This window comes from Paenibacillus radicis (ex Gao et al. 2016), from assembly GCF_014641555.1.
GTDB classification, from domain to species: Bacteria; Bacillota; Bacilli; order Paenibacillales; family Paenibacillaceae; genus Pristimantibacillus; species Pristimantibacillus radicis.
In genome coordinates, this window is the sequence record NZ_BMHY01000026.1 from 1 (window position 1) to 227 (window position 227).

Here is a 227-nt window from a genome sequence, read left to right on the forward strand (position 1 = left end):
GCCATGCCCGGCTCGCAGCGCAAATGCGATACATCGACCGTTGCCTCCGTTGGCCCGTACAAATTAACCAACTGCACACGCCCGCCGAGTAAACGGAAGAAGGTCTCGGCTTGCGACAGCGGCAGCGCTTCGCCGCTTACGAATACCGTTTTCAAGCTCGCCACTTGACTAAAGCTCCGGCTTTTATTTTGATCCACATATTGCAGGAACATTTGAAACATCGAAGG

General features: G+C 53.7%; 1 protein-coding gene. It reads right to left on the reverse strand.

Going from position 1 to position 227, the window contains the following annotated elements:
- Positions 1–221, reverse strand: a 221-nt coding sequence (locus tag IEX98_RS29600) for an AMP-binding protein (protein ID WP_374705393.1), incomplete at its 3' end; no start/stop codon positions are given.
- Between the last annotated feature and the right edge of the window lie 6 nt (positions 222–227).